This is a genomic window from Myroides profundi (genome assembly GCF_000833025.1).
Lineage (GTDB): Bacteria > Bacteroidota > Bacteroidia > Flavobacteriales > Flavobacteriaceae > Flavobacterium > Flavobacterium profundi_A.
The window spans coordinates 1101186-1117281 of the sequence record NZ_CP010817.1 but is presented as its reverse complement, the minus strand read 5'-3'; the positions used below and the strand labels follow the sequence as shown (position 1 = coordinate 1117281).

10 protein-coding genes are annotated in these 16096 nt (G+C 34.7%); 4 read left to right on the top strand and 6 right to left on the bottom strand.

Annotation, left to right across the window (positions count from 1 at the left end; all coding sequences use genetic code 11):
* Positions 1–89 precede the first annotated feature (89 nt).
* Positions 90–1490, top strand: coding sequence for a trypsin-like peptidase domain-containing protein (locus tag MPR_RS05070; RefSeq protein ID WP_041889851.1), 1401 nt, complete (start codon positions 90–92; stop codon positions 1488–1490).
* A gap of 113 nt (positions 1491–1603) precedes the next feature.
* Positions 1604–3052, top strand: a complete 1449-nt coding sequence (locus MPR_RS05065; RefSeq protein WP_041889848.1) for a glyceraldehyde-3-phosphate dehydrogenase — start codon at positions 1604–1606, stop codon at positions 3050–3052.
* Positions 3053–3125: 73 nt separating this feature from the next.
* On the opposite strand, the gene MPR_RS05060 is transcribed toward MPR_RS05065, so the two are convergent.
* From MPR_RS05060 to MPR_RS05050, 3 genes are all read right to left on the bottom strand, one after another.
* Entirely contained in the window at positions 3126–3695 is a 570-nt protein-coding gene (locus tag MPR_RS05060) for a TlpA family protein disulfide reductase (RefSeq protein ID WP_041889846.1), read from the bottom strand.
* Between the two features lie 173 nt (positions 3696–3868).
* Complete coding sequence (locus tag MPR_RS05055) at positions 3869–5188, bottom strand: solute carrier family 23 protein (RefSeq protein WP_041889843.1); 1320 nt, start codon at positions 5186–5188, stop codon at positions 3869–3871.
* A gap of 134 nt (positions 5189–5322) precedes the next feature.
* Positions 5323–7584, bottom strand: coding sequence for an aconitate hydratase (locus MPR_RS05050; protein ID WP_041889841.1), 2262 nt, complete (start codon positions 7582–7584; stop codon positions 5323–5325).
* Positions 7585–7886: 302 nt separating this feature from the next.
* Here MPR_RS05050 and MPR_RS05045 point away from each other — a divergent pair, with 302 nt between their 5' ends.
* A complete protein-coding gene (locus MPR_RS05045; protein ID WP_041889839.1) occupies positions 7887–8351 on the top strand; it encodes an OsmC family protein in 465 nt (154 codons plus the stop codon).
* Between the two features lie 107 nt (positions 8352–8458).
* Here MPR_RS05045 and MPR_RS05040 read toward each other — a convergent pair whose 3' ends face one another.
* The 3 genes from MPR_RS05040 to MPR_RS05030 form a co-directional block, all read right to left on the bottom strand.
* Positions 8459–11221: a bifunctional aconitate hydratase 2/2-methylisocitrate dehydratase gene (locus tag MPR_RS05040; protein WP_041889838.1), complete on the bottom strand. Its 2763-nt coding sequence runs from the start codon at positions 11219–11221 to the stop codon at positions 8459–8461.
* 410 nt (positions 11222–11631) lie between these two features.
* A complete protein-coding gene (locus MPR_RS05035) occupies positions 11632–13005 on the bottom strand; it encodes a peptidylprolyl isomerase (protein WP_041895188.1) in 1374 nt (457 codons plus the stop codon).
* Positions 12992–13861 (bottom strand): hypothetical protein, encoded by an 870-nt coding sequence (locus MPR_RS05030; RefSeq protein ID WP_041889835.1) that lies wholly within the window; start codon positions 13859–13861, stop codon positions 12992–12994. Before MPR_RS05030 ends, MPR_RS05035 begins: the two co-directional genes overlap by 14 nt.
* Positions 13862–14251: 390 nt before the next feature.
* Here MPR_RS05030 and MPR_RS05025 point away from each other — a divergent pair, with 390 nt between their 5' ends.
* On the top strand, positions 14252–15844 hold the full coding sequence (locus MPR_RS05025) for a peptide chain release factor 3 (protein ID WP_006256798.1): 1593 nt from the start codon (positions 14252–14254) through the stop codon (positions 15842–15844).
* Positions 15845–16096: the final 252 nt, after the last annotated feature.

Below are 16096 nucleotides of genomic sequence, written 5' to 3'. Positions count from 1 at the left end.
TAAAACACGGTGTTAAGTGATGGTTAAACATCATTTTGTTCAAATTTTTATTTAGTAATTTTAGTCTTATTTAATTAATAGATTTATATATGAAAAAGATCTTAGGTGTTTTTTTAATTTGTTTATTAAGTGGTAGTATGACACTGGTTGGTTATAAGTATTTTTTTGAAAATCAAAACAATACTGAACTGAGTAAACTAGAGGAGATGCCCTCTGCAATTTCTACTACCAAATCTTCTATCATCCCAAATTCGTCTATTGATTTCGTTGAAGCTGCTGAAAACACTGTAAATACAGTAGTACACGTCAAGAATCTAAGTTATGTATCTTCTCGTTCTAACCCTATCATGGAACTATTCTATGGGTATAAGCCTTCGCCAAAACCTCAGATAGGAACAGGGTCAGGTGTTATCATTACTGAAGATGGTTATATCGTCACGAATAACCACGTGATTGCTAATGCTTCTGAATTAGAAGTGACACTCTCGAATAATGAAACGTATAAAGCGAGACTAATCGGTACGGACAAAGAAATGGATATTGCACTATTAAAAATAGAACCAAAAGAGAAATTGTCTTATATCGTATTTGGAGATTCTGACAATATTCAACTAGGAGAATGGGTTATCGCTGTTGGTAATCCTTATAACTTAACCTCTACAGTTACAGCAGGTATTGTATCTGCTAAAGCTCGTAATCTATCTAAAACAAGTATTCAATCCTTTATACAAACAGATGCTGCTATCAACCCTGGTAATAGTGGTGGTGCCTTAGTCAATACTAAAGGAGAATTAATCGGTATTAACACCATGATTTCCTCTAACACAGGCGCTTATGTAGGATATGCCTTCGCTGTGCCTTCTAATGTAACGCGTAAGATAGTTGAAGATTTATTAGAATATGGAAATGTACAGAACGCTACACTAGGAGTATCCGGATATGAATTAACTCCTCAAATCGTCAAAGAACTCAATATTAGTAGTACTTCTTTTGGTTTTTATATTCAAGATATAATAACGAACTCTGGTGCAGCTCAGGCTGGATTAAAAAATGGAGATATTATCACTAAGATTAATAATAAAGAGATTAAGACCTTTGTAGACCTCCGCTCAATCATTAATACTAAACGCCCTAAAGATATAGTAGCGATAGAATATCTAAGGGGTAACGATACACATAGTACTTCTATAACACTAGGTAAGAATGAACCTCGCAAAATAGAGTTTAGAGGATTAGAATTACAAGAACTAGATACAGCCGAAAAAGAAGAATTAAACATCAGCTACGGGTTTAAAATAACGAAGATATTAGACAAAGATTTTGCGAAATATGAGGACGATTTGATCGGTAGTATTCTCCTTTCTATCAATGATCTCAAAGTTTCTAACATCAATCAAATTAAAAATATCGCCTCTCAGATTAATCAAAATCAAAAAATAAAGCTCACTTTAATGAATAAAAACGGAGAATACCTTCGTTTACTAATATAATCGTAAGGTTCACCCAATAAATACACTAAAAAGAGTATTTTAAACTTTACAACTTGATTAATTCATTAAAAAAACAGACTTTTGCAGTAATTTATCACAACACAATTTAATATATGAAAAATACTAGTCTTTACGAGAAAGAATTAGCTTTTCAAGCAGATCGTAGAAAAGCATGCGTAGAGTTTATTAAGATTATTAGTGACCTATGGTATGACAAGTCTATTGAACTATTAATGTTCCGTAACCAACTTATCGACCGTAGCGTTAGCGATATCATTAACTTACACGAGTATGCTGCAAAATTTGTTGGGAAACCAATCAATATCTTTGATTCTGTAGAAATAGCTGAAGCGATTCAACGAGCTGACTTACCACCTTCTAGAATCGATATCGGTCGTTTAACTTATGAATATCACTTAGAAGACAACAAGCACAGCAATGCTTTAGACTTTGTTATTTCTAAATTAAAAGACGCTAAAGAAACAGAAGAATTAGTACCTAAAGACGTAGTACTTTACGGATTCGGACGTATCGGACGTTTATTAGCTAGAGAGTTAATGAATAAAATCGGTAAAGGACAACAAATGCGTTTAAGAGCAATTGTAACTCGTGATAAAAACGATGCAGTTCTTTTAGAAAAACGTGCTTCTTTACTTAAATATGACTCAGTACATGGAGACTTCGAAGGCTCAGTAATTGCTGATCCTGAAAACAATGCTTTAATCATCAACGGTACTACAGTACACATGATTTCTGCTAATGCTCCAGAAGAAATCGACTATACTCAATACGACATTGAGAATGCTTTAATCATCGATAACACAGGTGCTTTTAAAACTGATGAAGATTTAAAACGTCACTTAACTTCTAAAGGTGCTGCTAAAGTATTATTGACAGCTCCTGGAAAAGGTGTACCAAACATCGTTCACGGTGTTAACCACACTGAGTATGATCCAAACCAAGTAGATATCTGGTCTGCTGCTTCTTGTACTACAAATGCTATTACTCCTATCTTAAAAGTAATGGAAGATAACTTCGGTGTAGTAAAAGGACACTTAGAGACTATCCACGCATATACAAATGACCAAAACTTAGTAGATAATATGCACAAGAAATACCGTCGTGGTAGAGCTGCTGCATTAAACATGGTTATCACTGAGACAGGTGCAGGAAGTGCTGTAGCTAAAGCGTTACCATCATTAGCTGGTAAACTTACTTCTAACGCTATCCGTGTACCAGTACCTAATGGATCACTTGTAGTATTAAACTTAGAAGTTGGAAAAGAAACTTCTGTAGAAGATTTAAATGAAGTAATGCGCAAAGCTGCTCTTAACGGAGACTTAGTAGAGCAAATTAAATATTCTATCAATAACGAATTAGTATCATCTGATATCGTAGGAACATCTGCTCCATCTATCTTTGATAGTAAAGCTACTATCGTTTCTGCAGATGGTAAAAACGTAGTTATGTACGTATGGTATGATAACGAGTATGGTTATAGCCACCAAGTTATCCGCTTAGCTAAGTACATCGCTCAAGTTAGACGTTACACTTACTATTAGTAGATAGTAAACTTAATATACAAAAAAGTCCAGCATTAGCTGGACTTTTTTTATACTTCTATGTATTATATTTTTACTTCAATAACTCATCTAGCATAACTCTAAACTTAGAGCTATTCCAGTCAGCTGCCCTAAACTTACGCACTACTATATTTCCTTTCTTATCTATTACATAAGATGCTGGTATAGATTCTGAAAATAAAACAGCAGGAGCTGCATTCTGCTCAAAATAAATAGGTAAAGTATACTGATGCTTCTCTTTAAATGCCTTTACCTTATCAGGAGACTCTGAGGTAACGAATAGAAAAACCACTTTATCTTGATAATCATTATAAAGCTCTTGAAAACTAGGTTTCTCAGCTAAACATGGAGGACACCATGTTGCCCAAAAGTTAATGATAACTACTTTTCCCCTAGTCTTATCTAAATCAAAAGTTTGTCCGTGTTCATCTATTAAATGCCATGACTCGTAATTCACTGTTTGTTGATTCTCGACTTTCTCTAAGCTTGGACTCATGGCCACAAGCCTATTCAGCCACACCTTGACACTATTCCCTAAAGGAGTAAATAAAAAAACTCCTAATACTATAATAAATATAGCATTAGATATCCATCCTTTCTTCTTGGTATTCTTCTCACTCATACTCTTACTTTATTCAATATTTAAATCTAGAATACTCATTATACAAATACTACAAGCCTATTCTACGTTATAATTATTGTACAATCACTTTTCGTTTATCTTTCTATAATGTATTCTGAGTTAAATATATAAAGAACTCGCCACAACAAAAAATGTACTCATCTAAAACTGCACTAAGATTTTCTAAACATATCGTCAAAGTCTACATCTACTCTTCCTGGTAATACAATATTTAATACTATCCCTATAATAGATGCTAATGCCATTCCTTCTAATGAGAATAATTCTCCTATATGAATAGCCGCTCCTCCAATACCGATAATCAATATAACTGATGAAATAATCAGGTTTCTCTTTACCTTAAAGTCTACATCATTCTCAACTAACATTCTCAATCCACTTGATGCTATAATACCAAATAAAAGAATAGATACACCTCCCATTACAGGTGCAGGTATCGTACTTAACAAAGCTGATATCTTACCACAAAAACCAAATAGAATAGCAAAACATGCTGCTCCCATAAAAATATATATACTAAAGGCTCTTGTAATAGCTAATACTCCAATATTCTCACCATAAGTAGTATTAGGTGGTCCTCCTATCAATGAAGCTAGCATAGTAGCTACCCCATCTCCTAACATACTCTTATGCAATCCAGGGTCTTTAATTAAATCTTTATCAATAACTTTACTCAACACTAACTGATGTCCTATATGCTCTGCAATAGGAACAATAGCTACAGGTAACATCAATAAAATAACATACCAAGACACAGTAGGCTCGTAATGTACAAAAGGCACCATAAAACTAGGTACTTCAAACCAATTAGCTTCAATCACTTTTTCGAAGTGAACTACTCCCATTATCGCAGAAAAACAATAACCTCCTACAATACCTACTAGTACAGGTATAACGCTAAGAAAACCTCTTGTAAATATTGCTGTAATAATCGTTATGGCTAACGTTACTAGACCAATCAGAACGTAAGTTAAGTCATATTCCCCTTGAGGATTATTAGTCACCATACCTATAGCTGTACTCGCTAGTCCTAATCCTATAACCATAATAACAGGCCCAACTACGATAGGTGGTAATAGTCTCATTAACCAATTAGTACCTGCCTTAGCAATTAGTAATGCTACTAAAGAATAAACAACTCCTACAAGAAAACTTCCTACTAAAAAACTTCCTACTGGCATCCCTGAAGAAGGATCTGCTTCTAAAGCTTTCATTGCTATAATAGGATTTATAAAAGCAAAAGAAGAACCTAAATAAGAAGGAACTTTTCCTCTAGTTATAAATATAAAAACCAATGTACCAATACCACTCGATATTAATGCTATAGCAGGATTCATTCCTGTCAACGTAGGAACTAAAACTGTTGCTCCAAACATCGCAAATAAATGCTGGACACTCAATAGAATCCACTGCCCTAATTTAGGCTTCTCATCTACTGCTAATACTATTTTCTTATCCTCTATATCACTCATCTGTTGTCTTGTTTACTAGTTATAACTAGAGTGCAAAATTAGTTAATTCAAAGTTAATAATACCTCTATTCACATAGATAAAAAAAGGGTACCTCAATTGAGATACCCTTTGTAATATAGAATTGTATAGTTAATTACTTACCTGCTGCAATTAAGTTTAATGCAGAACCTGCTTTAAACCATTCTATTTGACTAGCGTTATACGTATGGTTAGCCATGATGATGTCCTTAGATCCATCAGCATGTACAAACTCTAATGATAACTGTTTACCTGGTGCGAACTCAGTTAAATCTAAGAAGTTGATTGTATCATCTTCTTTTATCTTATCATAATCAGCTTCATTAGCAAACGTTAAAGCTAACATTCCTTGTTTCTTTAGGTTTGTTTCATGAATACGAGCAAAAGACTTCACCAGTACAGCTTTTACCCCTAAGTGACGAGGCTCCATAGCTGCATGCTCACGTGACGATCCTTCACCATAGTTCTGATCTCCTACTACGATAGTAGGAACATTAGCAGCCTTATACTCTCTTTGTACTGCAGGTACTGCTCCGTAGGCTCCTGTCAGTTGATTCTTCACTTTATTTGTCTCGTGGTTAAATGCATTCTCTGCTCCTATCAACATATTGTCAGAAATATTGTCTAAGTGTCCACGGAAACGCAACCAAGGACCTGCCATAGAGATATGATCCGTAGTACATTTACCAAAAGCTTTAATCAATAATTTAGCTCCAGTAATATTTTTTCCATCCCATGGAGTAAATGGCTCTAACAATTGTAAACGACTAGAAGTAGGGTTCACATCTACTACTACATTTGAACCATCAGCAGCTGGTGCTTGATATCCTGGATCCTCTACTGCAAAACCTTTAGTTGGTAATTCATCACCTGTAGGAGGTACTAATTTTACTTCCTCTCCATTATCGTTAATTAATGTATCTGTTATAGGGTTAAAACCTAAATCACCTGCGATAGCTAATGCAGCTACCATCTCAGGAGAAGTTACGAAAGCATGTGTATTTGGGTTACCATCCGCACGCTTAGAGAAGTTACGGTTAAACGAGTGAACAATAGTGTTTTTCTCTTGTTTATCTGCTCCTTCACGATCCCATTGACCGATACATGGTCCACAAGCATTGGTAAATACTTTAGTTCCCATCTTCTCAAAAGTCTCAATGATACCATCTCTTTCGATCGTATAACGAATCTGTTCAGAACCTGGGTTAATACCAAACTCCGCCTTAGGAGTGATTCCTTGAGCTACTGCTTGTTCTACAATAGAAGCTGCTCTAGACATATCTTCATAAGAAGAGTTCGTACAAGAACCAATTAATCCCCATTCTACTTTTAATGGCCATCCGTTAGCTTCTGCTTCTGCTCTCATTTTTGACACAGGAGTTCCTCTATCTGGTGTAAAAGGCCCATTAATATGTGGTTCTAATTCTGATAAGTTTATTTCGATTAACTCGTCAAAATATTTTTCTGGGTTAGCATATACTTCAGCATCTGCTGTTAAGTGTTCAGCTACCTTATCAGCAGCATCCACTACATCTTGACGATCTGTAGCAGCTAAATATCTTCTCATTGAATCATCGTATCCAAAAGTAGAAGTAGTCGCTCCTATCTCTGCTCCCATATTACAGATAGTACCTTTACCTGTACATGACATAGAAGTAGCTCCTTCACCGAAATACTCTACGATAGCTCCAGTTCCTCCTTTTACAGTAAGGATATCAGCTACTTTAAGGATAACGTCTTTAGGTGCTGTCCAGCCATTTAATTTACCTGTTAACTTCACACCTATTAATTTAGGAAACTTCAATTCCCAAGCCATACCAGACATTACATCTACTGCATCAGCTCCACCTACACCTATAGCTAACATACCTAGACCACCAGCATTAACTGTATGTGAATCTGTACCAATCATTAATCCTCCTGGGAAAGCATAGTTCTCTAGAACAATTTGATGAATAATACCTGCTCCTGGTTTCCAGAAACCAATACCATATTTATTAGATACAGAAGATAAAAAGTTAAACACCTCTGATGATTGATTTTGCGCTGTTTGAAGATCTGTAGCAGCACCTACTTTTGCTTGGATTAAGTGATCACAGTGTACTGTAGTTGGCACTGCTACCTTTTCTTTTCCAGCATGCATAAATTGTAATAAAGCCATCTGAGCTGTTGCATCTTGACACGCTACACGGTCTGGTGCAAAGTCTACATAGTCTTTACCTCTCACAAATGATTGTGATGGTGTACCATCCCATAAGTGAGTATATAAAATCTTTTCTGAAAGTGTTAATGGACGACCTACTAATTCACGAGCTTTTGCTACGCGGTCAGGCATCTTATCATACACTTTTTTAATCATTTCAATATCAAAAGCCATAATAAAGTTCTTTTTTTACAATTTAAATTATTAAGACAATTTACAGTTTTTTACCTCTAATAAATTCTATATAAATGTTAAAACAATATATTTAAAATGATTCTATTTAACTGAAGTAAGTTTAAAAAACTTACCTTAATGTAATATTAAGGCATTATATCATAAATGATACTTAGTTAAGTATTTTATTTAAATTTGAATAATAAAGGGAACTATACCCTCCCTACCTAAACTCACGAACTAAAATATATAGGTACGCAAATGCTACTTAGGAATTCATCATCTTATTTAAAACAAATATTATGTACAAACATCTTTTTAAAGCAGCGCTAAATTGGATTGCTATCGACAAGCAAAAAGAGTCAAACAAAAAGGTGTATGCTAAAAGCCATACCGTAAAAATAGAAGGAAAAGATATTTTATGTATTTCAGCAGCAAAAGCCTTTAAAGGAGATCCTGCATTACTAAATCCAGAAGACTTGTTGCTAAGCGCTCTTACATCCTGCCATATGATGTCGTATTTATACGCATGCCAGCAACACGATATAGAAGTACTTGCTTATGAAGATAATTCGGAGGCTACGTTAGTACTAAATGATGATGGTAGTGGACGTATAACCAAAGTGGTTTTAAATCCGATAGTACGCATCAGAGATGAATCACAAAAAAAACTAGCGCTACAACTACATGTTCAAGCCAACAAACTTTGCTTTATTGCTAATTCTTGTAATTTTGAAATAGAACATCATGCACAATGCATTGATTAACGTGAGTGCTTGATTAAAGCAGAATATCCCATAAAAAACGAGCCTATCTAATATTAGATAGGCTCGTTCTATATTGACTACGTTTAAATATTACTATTTAGCGTATATTATTTAGTAGGAATTGGTTTGAACTTCGTTAAGTTAATTCCTTCTACAGAAGATTTGTACTCTTCGATAGTAGGGATTCTTCCTAAGATAGCAGAAAGTACTACTACTGGAGTAGAAGCTAATAAAGACTCTCCTTTTTTACGTTCAGAATCTTCTACCACACGTCCTTGGAACAGACGAGTAGATGTAGCCATTACTGTATCTCCTTTAGCTGCTTTCTCTTGGTTCCCCATACATAAGTTACAACCAGGACGTTCTAAGTACATAATGTTTTCGTATTCTGTACGGTTAGTTGTTTTTGGTAATAAATCACTAAACTCAAATCCAGAGTATTTTTGTAAATATTCCCAATCTCCTTCAGCTTTTAACTCATCAATGATATTATAAGTCGGAGCAGCCACTACTAATGGAGCATTAAACTTAACCTCACCATTTTGTTTTTCAAGGTTTTTAAGCATTTGAGAAACAATCTTTAAGTCATCTTTGTGAACCATACATGATCCTACGAAACCTAAATCAACTTTCTTATCACTTCCGTAGAAAGAAAGCTCTCTAATAGTATCGTGAGTATAACGTTTAGATACATCATCATTATTTACGTCTGGATCAGCGATCATAGGCTCATCAATGATGTCTAAATCAATCACAACCTCAGCATAATATTTAGCATTAGTATCTGGAGTTAATGCTGGTTTTTCACCAGATCTAATCTCTTCGATTCTCTTATTTGCTTTATCTATTAATCCTTGAAGAACTTTATTGGTATTATCCATACCTTTCTCTATCATGATTTGGATACGGCTCTTAGCGATTTCTAAAGACTCAATTAAAGTATCATCCTGAGAAATACAGATAGAAGCTTTTGCTTTCATCTCTGCAGTCCAGTCAGTAAATGTAAATGCTTGGTCAGCAAGAAGAGTTCCGATGTGAACCTCGATAATTCTACCTTGGAATACGTTCTCTCCTCCGAATTGTTGTAACATTTGAGATTGAGTAGCATGTACTACATCACGGAAATCCATATGTGGCTTCATATCTCCTTTGAAAGTTACTTTCACTGACTCAGGAATTGGCATAGAAGCCTCTCCTGTTGCTAATGCTAAAGCTACTGTTCCAGAATCCGCTCCGAAAGCAACCCCTTTAGACATTCTAGTGTGAGAGTCACCACCAATGATGATAGCCCAATCGTCGATTGTAATATCATTCAATACTTTGTGAATAACGTCAGTCATTGAGTGATATTCTCCTTTAGGGTCACGTGCTGTAATTAACCCGAAGTCATTCATAAACTTCATTAATTTAGGGATATTAGCCTGTGCTTTTTTGTCCCATACAGAAGCAGTATGACATCCAGATTGGTATGCACCATCTACGATAGGAGAAATAACTGTAGCAGCCATTGCTTCTAACTCTTGAGCAGTCATTAATCCTGTTGTATCTTGAGATCCAACAATATTAACTTCTACACGTACATCTGATCCTGCGTGTAATACTTTTCCTGGAGTTACTCCTACTGCATTTCTATTGAAGATTTTCTCAACAGCAGTAAGCCCTTGTCCTTCTACAGAAATCTCTTTTGAAGGAGCGAATACTACAGGAGCTTGTACTCCTAATACTTTTGCAGCAAAAGTTTGGATCTTTTTACCAAATACGATAGCATAAGAACCACCTGCTTTGATAAACTCCATTTTTTGTGGAGTAAGTGCTTTAGCGATATCGATAAGCTCTTGTTCTCCGTTATATAATTTTTTAGCTTTTGTATCAATAGTCAATACAGTTCCAGTCTCAACAGAGTAAACTTGTTCTAATACAGGCTCACCTTTTTCGTTGCGAACTACTTCTCCATTAGCATCTGTTTTCTTTACCCAGTTTTTAAGGTCAAGTCCGATACCTCCAGTTACGTCAACTGTAGTTAAGAAGATAGGAGAAATACCGTTAGTACCACCTACGATTGGAGCAATGTTTACGAATGGTACATAAGGACTAGCTTGTTTACCTGTCCATAAAGCCACGTTATTTACTCCAGACATTCTTGAAGATCCTACTCCCATAGTACCTTTCTCAGCAATCAACATTACACTCTTACCAGGGTGTGCAGCTTGTAGCGCTTTAATTTCTTGTTGAGCAGCAGGAGTGATCATACACTGTCCGTGTAACTCACGGTCAGAACGAGAGTGAGCTTGGTTACCTGGAGATAATAAGTCCGTAGAGATATCTCCTTCACCAGCGATGAAAGTTACTACTTCTATTTTCTCAGCTACTTCAGGAAGTTTTGTAAAGAACTCTGCTTTAGCATAGCTCTCTAAGATATCCTTAGCAATAGCATTACCAGCTAAGAAAGCCTCTTTTAGACGTAATGTATCTGCATCGTATAAGAACACTTGTGTCTTAAGTACTTTAGCAGCTTCTAAAGCGACAGCTTCATTATTACCTAAAGCTAAATCTAAAAGAACCTCGATAGAAGGTCCACCCTTCATATGAGATAATAATTCGAATGCAAAAGCCGGAGTAATTTCTTTTACTACAACCTCGCCTAAGATAATTTCTTTTAAAAACTTCGCTTTAACACCAGCAGCACTAGTAGTACCAGGTAAAACATTATAAATAAAAAGCTTAAGAGAATCCTCATGGTATTCGTTCTCAGCATCTTTTACTTGTGCTATAACTTCACTTAATAGTTCAGCACCGTCAATTGGCTTAGGGTTAAGCCCTTGAGTTTTTCTTTCTTCGATCTCGTTGATGTAATCCTTGTAAAGACTCATAGTTATGTCTATTTAATAAAAGGTTGAGGATAGAACCCTGTATCAACCTATAAATGTTATTTTGTATTAGTTCTTTTTCGAAGCTTAATCCTCACATACTCATCCTTCTTAGTTTAGATAATTATATTTGGTTTATCACTTTGAATTTTTGTCAGTACAAATTTAATCAAACTAATTTATTTTCAAAAGTTTTTAATGAATCCTACAAATACAAAAAATATTATTTACAAACATTCTTCTTTACTGAATTAAATTCAATAGTTTTAATAAACAGAACCTCTTTTTCTGAAATTAATTAATTTTTAATGCTTAATATATCATATTGCGATATTTATCCCCTAAACATAAAAAAAACGACATTCTAGCCTATTGCTAAAATGTCGTTTTCATTCCTTCAGATTATTATATTCTTATTTTTTAAGCCAATTATTACGGAATGTACAATTACGAAATTCCCCTTGAATGTTAATATAAGCATCATTTACCTTACGAGACACCCATTTATTCACTTCTTCAGCTTGTTTTTTATTTAAAGCCATATTTCTAACCTTCGTATAATCCTCTGCAAAATCAATTTTATGCTCTGCATATTTCTTATTGATTTTTACTATACGATAGTATTTCTCTTGTTTTTGCATATCGTTCTTTAATGCTACTTGAGATACTTCGCCTTCTTTTAGATTAGACACTAAGAAATATAGTTCTCTATCTTCCATATTATTCAATTCAAAACGTGGGTCTAATGATCTAGGATCTTTCATGATACCACCATTTTGTTTTGTATCCTTATCATCTGACTCACTCGCTGCAGCAGCTGCAAATGTGATTTCTTTATTAGCAATCTTCGTACGGATATTCTCTGCTTTTTTCTTAGCTTCTTCTAATGCAGCATCAGTTGGTTTTGGTTTTAATAAGATATGTCTTAGATCTAAGTGCTGTCCACGTATCTTCTCTAAGTATATGATATGATATCCGTATTCTGACTCAAATGGCTCAGAGATCTCTCCCTCTGCCATATTAAATGCTACCTCTTTAAACTCTTTTACGAAAGGAGACTTTTTAGTGATCGAATAGAATCCTCCATTACTAGCAGATCCTCTATCATCTGTGAATAATACCGCTTTACTAAAGAAACTAGCACCATTCTCTAATACGTCTTTCTTCATCTCATTCAGACGATCGATTACTTTTTGCTTCTGCTCTTTAGAAATCTCTGGTTTAATCACAATCTCAGCTATCTCTACCTCATCTCCTACAGTTGGCAACTGATCTTTAGGAATCTCGTTAAAGAACTGACGTACTTCTTCTGGAGTAATAGTTACCTTCTCCACGATATGCTGTTGCATATTCTGCGTCAGTTTATTTTGCTTTACGATTTCGAATAATGCCTCACGTAGTTCCTCTTCGTTCTTTTTATTATAGAACTGGATAATCTTATCTATAGAACCTACATCTTCCACCATACGGTTGATCTGTTCGTTCATAAAAGTAGTCACCTCAGCATCTGTCACCTCTAAACTGTCTTGTACAGCTTGGTGCGCAAATAATTTGTCTTCTAATAGTTTTTCAAACAAATCACATCTTGATAAATCACCTGTAGGGATACGTTGTGCTTTTAGCTCTATCAACGTTTTATCAATTTCTGATTCTAAGATAATGTAATCTCCTACTACCCCAACTACTCCATCTATTTTTCTACCTTGTTTAGTCTGCCCTTGCGCAAATCCTACAAAAGAAAGAGCTAGCCCTAAAGCTACCATTACCTTCTTATTAAAAAACTTCATACCTTTTATTTTTTTTAGCATCCTTTAATATATCTTCTTCGTATTGTTTTAGTAATTCCATTTTACGATCATTAATGACCATCATCTTTAGTGATTTCTTTAAATAACTAAAAGGAATTACACTTCCTCTAGATAATACTGTATTCACTTTTACAAAATAAGTACTATTTTCTTCTTCTACCTCAAAAAAGGCATTGTTTTTTAAGTAATTATCTTTGTTACTATTATTTAAGAAAGGAAGCTTCTCATATATCTGCTTCACATCCACCCATATAGAGTCATTTAGAGCATACGATTTCATGTGCAGAGACATTCCATCTAACTTCTCATGATCTTCTTTTCGAGATGAACTAAAGTACTTTCTGATTGTACTATAATTACTATTATCCTTTAAGACATTAGCATAAGACATTTTCACTAGCATATCTTCTACAAGGAAATTACTCTTATACTTATCGTAATACACTTTCAAATCCTTCTCTTGAATGATTGTATCTATACTCTTCTGTACTAGTTTTTCTAGATAATCCTTAATCAACAAATCACTTTTAAATTGATCGACTAATTTATCTATTTCTTCTTTCTTATCACTAGATAGATTAAACTCTGCTGCCTCTATCAAGAGTTTTTTAGTAGCCCACTTATCTATAAATCGAGTCACGATGGCTAAACTATCCTGTTTATCAGCACTAGATGGTACTATACCATGCACCTCATCTCTATCTAGATAAGTATCATTCACCCTTGCTACAGCATTCTCCTTAGTACCAGCACTACCTAGCTTATCACAAGATACCACCATAGCACCACATAACACACTCAAAAACAAGGTTCCTACTAAGCGATATTTATTCATATACTATTTCTATTTATGAAACTAATTCCCAAAAATACTTATTTTAAAATAAAGTTTTATACCCAAAAACAAGTTACTTTATATTTATCCCTCTCTCCTTTTAAATTCCAACACACAATAATACAAATCTTTACTAAAGTACCTACACTAGTTAACGAAGTATTGATAATAATTATGTAATTATTTTACATAAAGGATAACTACTTTCCTTTCTAAATATTGCTTTTTTATACTGCCAACGTTAGTTCTACTATCTACTCTAACCATCGCTATCCCATTACATCAGTCTATCTGAGTATGAACTAGCGACTAAATGTATACATCATTCTCCAAAAAACAACTTTTAATTCCGCAAAATATAAGTACTTTTGTACCTTAAAATTTTTAATAATGAGTTTTTTAAAGGAAATAGATCGTAGACGTACATTTGGTGTAATTGCTCACCCTGATGCTGGTAAGACAACATTAACTGAAAAGTTACTACTTTTTGGTGGAGCTATTCAAGAAGCTGGTGCAGTAAAAAACAACAAGATTAAAAAAGGAGCTACTTCCGATTTTATGGAGATTGAACGCCAACGTGGTATTTCTGTTGCAACTTCGGTTCTTGCATTTAATTATAAAGACAAAAAGATTAATATTCTAGATACACCTGGTCACAAGGACTTTGCTGAAGATACGTTCAGAACACTGACTGCAGTAGACAGTGTTATCGTAGTAATCGACGTTGCTAAAGGGGTTGAGGAACAGACTGAGAAGCTTGTAGAAGTATGTAGAATGCGTAACATACCAATGATCGTATTCATCAACAAACTTGACCGTGAAGGACGTGATGCTTTTGAACTAATGGATGAAGTAGAACAAAAACTTCAACTAAAAGTAACTCCTTTAAGTTTCCCTATCGGAATGGGGTACGACTTTAAAGGTATCTATAATATCTGGGAAAAGAATATCAACTTATTCAGTGAAGATAGCCGTAAGAACATTGAAGAAACTATCAATGTATCTGACCTAGCATCTCCTGAACTAGACAAATTAGTAGGTGAGAAATCTGCTAATAACCTACGTGATGAATTAGAAATCATAGAAGGTATCTACCCAGAATTTGACAGAGAAGAGTATATCAGTGGTAACCTACAACCTGTATTCTTCGGTTCTGCGTTAAACAACTTTGGGGTACGTGAGCTATTAGATTGTTTTATCCAAATCGCTCCTTCTCCTCGTGCTAAAGAATCTAGTACAAGAGTAGTAGAGCCTAAAGAAAATACATTCTCAGGATTTGTATTTAAGATCCATGCTAATATGGACCCTAAACACAGAGACCGTCTAGCATTCATCAAGATTGTATCTGGTACATTTGAGAGAAACACTCCTTACTTACACGTAAGACAAGGTAAGAAGCTTAAGTTCTCTAGCCCGAATGCTTTCTTCGCTGAGAAAAAAGAAATCGTAGATGTATCTTATGCTGGAGATATCGTAGGGTTACACGATACTGGTAACTTTAAGATTGGAGACACACTTACTGAAGGAGAAATCATGCAGTTCACAGGTATTCCTAGTTTCTCACCTGAGCACTTCCGTTATATCAACAACGCTGACCCACTTAAGTCTAAACAATTAGAGAAAGGTATCGATCAGTTAATGGATGAAGGGGTAGCACAGTTATTCACCCTAGAGATGAATGGTCGTAAAGTAATCGGTACTGTAGGAGCACTTCAGTACGAGGTTATCCAATACCGTTTAGAGCACGAATACGGAGCTAAATGTACGTATGAGAACTTCCCTGCTTATAAAGCATGTTGGGTACGTCCGGAAGATCCTAAAAACGAAGAGTTCAAAGAATTCAAACGTATAAAACAGAAGTTCCTAGCTTTTGATAAATCAGGACAACTAGTGTTCTTAGCAGATAGTGAATTCTCTATCCAAATGACACAAAGTAAATTCCCTACTGTGAAGCTAGCATTCACATCAGAAGAAATTAAATAGTCAATATACTATAAAATATAAAATCGCTTAAGAGATAATCTTAAGCGATTTTTTTTTCTTGCTAATGTCATTTTACTTTCCTCTCTAGCCATAACACCACTGTTATTAAGGCTTCTCACCATGATGAACCTACTGGATTAGCTCGAGATATATGTAGTTAACTCAAGAAAACACTGTTGGTTAAAAATCAACACACTACTAATCTACCTTTACTATTTATAATATCTAATCTAACAGTAAACGTTTCTTTTC